Here is a 2,868-nt window from a genome sequence, read left to right on the forward strand (position 1 = left end):
AGCCTGCGTTCGGCCAGCGTGGTTTAACGGGGCGCCCAAGATCAAGATCAAAAGCAGATCAACAGCACAGCGGCCTACCGGCCGGCTTGAGTGTTGAAGTGCAAAATCAAAAGCTAAAGCGGGCACGGTCCACTGTAGGAGCTGGCTTGCCGGCGATGGCATCAACTGGGTGTACCTGATACACCGAGGTGTCTGCATCGCCGGCAAGCCAGCTCCTACAGAAAAGCAGCTCTGCCTTCGCTCTGGATCTTGCCTTTGCTTTTAACACTCCACTACTCCGCACTACGCTGCGTATGACTCGATACAAACTGCCGAAACCGCTCCGTCGGCAACCCCTCAAACAACTCCGCCGGGGTGCCCTGGGCATCAATCAACCCATTGGCCATAAACACCACCCGATTGGACACATGCCGCGCAAACCCCATCTCATGGGTCACCACCAACATGGTCCGCCCTTCCTCGGCCAGCGACCGCATCACCCGCAACACCTCCCCCACCAACTCCGGGTCCAGCGCCGACGTCGGCTCATCAAACAACATTACTTGCGGGTTCATCGCCAACGCCCGGGCAATCGCCACCCGCTGCTGCTGCCCACCCGACAAATGCGCCGGGTAATAATCACGGCGATCATAAAGCCCCACCTTGTGCAGCAGTTGCTCAGCTTCCTCCACACACTCGGCCTTCGAACGCTTGAGCACCCGCATCGGCCCCTCGATGACATTTTGCAAAACCGTCATATGCGACCACAGGTTAAAACTCTGGAACACCATGCCCAGCTTGCTGCGCATGGTCTCCACCTGCCGCGTGCTGCCAGGCAACAACCGACCGTTGCGCTGGCGCTTGAGCTCGATGGTTTCGCCGTCGAGCACAATACTGCCCTCGTCCGGGGTTTCCAGCAGGTTGATACAACGCAGGAAAGTGCTCTTGCCCGAACCGCTGGCACCGAGGATGGAAATCACGTCACCTTTGTGAGCCTCCAGCGAAATCCCCTTGAGAACCTGTGCCGAACCGAAAGCCTTGTGAATGTTGTTAACCGTAAGGGCGCTCTGAATCTGAGTACTCATGACAAGCTCCGCTGCAATCAGGAATGAGAAATAGGTTCGGGGGTTTGCTTGACCGGCAGGTCTTTCGGCCGCTCACGCAGATGGGGCGACAGACGATGTTCAATCCAGGCCACCACACGCACCACCAGGAAATTCAGGATCAGGTAGATCAACGCCGCACAAATGAACACTTCCATGGTGCGGTAGGTACGCTGGATGATTTGTTGCGCCACGCCGGTGACGTCCCACACGGTGACCAGGCTGGCCAGCGCGGTGGACTTGACCAGCAAAATGGCCTCGGTGGAATAGGCCGGAAGCGCCTGGCGCAAGGTGACCGGGCCGATCACTCGCCACAGCAGGGTCCAACGCCCCATGCCTACCGCCTGCCCCGCTTCGATCTGCCCTTGAGGCACGCTCAGCAGGCCACCGCGAATGATTTCAGCGGTGTAACCGGCGGTGCACAGCGCCAGGGAGACCACGGCGCAGCCATAAGGCGACCTCAACACCACCCACAGGAAGCTGTCGCGAATCGCCGGGAACTGCCCCAGGCCGTAATAGATCAGGAACATCTGGATCATCAGCGGCGTGCCGCGAAACAGCATGATGTAGAAACGCGCCGGGTAGCTGAGGAATGGCCAGCGGCTGACGCGCATGGACACCACGCCCAGCGACAGCAGCAACCCCAGGGTCAGGGACGAAAAAAACAAGGCCAGGGTGATGGGCAAGGCACCCAGCAACTTGAGCATGGTGTCGGCAAGAAAGGCGAAATCGATCATGGCAAACGGTCCCTTCTCACGACTGTGCAGGATTGCGCCGCTGCGTACGCTGTACGCGCGCTTCGGCAATATTGAAAAGACGGCCCGAAAGCCCGGTCAGAATCAGGTAGCACACGCCGCCGACGATGTAGAACGTGAAGTACTGGCGCGTGGAACCCGCCGCCACCTGGCTGGCGCGCATCAGTTCCACCAGGCCAATCACCGAAATCAGCGCGGAGTCTTTCAGGCTCATTTGCCAGACGTTGCCCAGGCCCGGCAGCGCGTACCGCCAGATCTGCGGGATCAGCACCCGGCGAATCCGCGTTGCGCGGTTCATGCCGATCGCCAGTGCTGCCTCAAGCTCACCCTTGGCCACCGCGATAAAGGCACCGCGATAGACCTCAGCCTGATACGACGCCGAGATCAATCCAACGGCGATGGCCCCCACCATGAACGGCGGGACATCGACATAGCCTTCACCGCCAAACCAGTGATTGACGGCCGTCACCACACTGGCACCGCCGAAATAGAACAGGTAGATCACCAACAGCTCCGGAATCCCCCGGAACAGGATGGAATAGGCATCCCCCAGGTATCGCAAGGCACGCTTTTTGGAAAGCTTGGCCATGGCCACCAGGCTGCCGACCAGCGCACCGACCACCAGCGCCGCAAGGGTCAACAACACGGTCATGAGGGCGGCCTTGAGCAAGGCCATCCCCCAACCCGTGTCGCCAAAACTGAGCATCTGCATGAGACTCATCAAGTCACTCCTACCGAAAACACATAAAGCACCGGAACCTTGAAATCCGTCTCAACCTGCCCGACGTCCATGAAGCAAAGGGTGCAACTGCCTGCCTGGTTTACTTGACCATCGGCAGGTTCAAACCCTGCTCCTTGGCGCAATCAATCGCGATCTGGTAGCCCGCATCCGCATGACGCATCACGCCGGTCGCCGGGTCGTTGTGCAGCACGCGCGCGATACGCTCGGCGGCTTCGTCGGTACCGTCGCAGACAATCACCATGCCCGAGTGCTGGGAGAAGCCCATGCCGACGCCGCCGCCGTGGTGCAA

General features: G+C 59.8%; 3 protein-coding genes and 1 pseudogene. All 4 read right to left on the reverse strand.

Annotated features, from left to right (window positions below; all coding sequences use genetic code 11):
- Positions 1 to 272: 272 nt before the first annotated feature.
- Positions 273 to 1,064, reverse strand: coding sequence for an ABC transporter ATP-binding protein (locus ACIOMR_RS30815; protein WP_003220035.1), 792 nt, complete (start codon positions 1,062 to 1,064; stop codon positions 273 to 275).
- Between the two features lie 17 nt (positions 1,065 to 1,081).
- Complete coding sequence (locus ACIOMR_RS30820; RefSeq protein ID WP_102369535.1) at positions 1,082 to 1,819, reverse strand: ABC transporter permease; 738 nt, start codon at positions 1,817 to 1,819, stop codon at positions 1,082 to 1,084.
- Between the two features lie 16 nt (positions 1,820 to 1,835).
- Positions 1,836 to 2,558: an ABC transporter permease gene (locus ACIOMR_RS30825; protein ID WP_003220032.1), complete on the reverse strand. Its 723-nt coding sequence runs from the start codon at positions 2,556 to 2,558 to the stop codon at positions 1,836 to 1,838.
- Positions 2,559 to 2,658: 100 nt separating this feature from the next.
- Positions 2,659 to 2,868 (reverse strand): annotated as a pseudogene (locus ACIOMR_RS30830) (urocanate hydratase); the annotation flags it as partial.

The sequence above is a fragment of the Pseudomonas sp. NPDC087814 genome, assembly GCF_044742865.1.
Lineage (GTDB): Bacteria > Pseudomonadota > Gammaproteobacteria > Pseudomonadales > Pseudomonadaceae > Aquipseudomonas.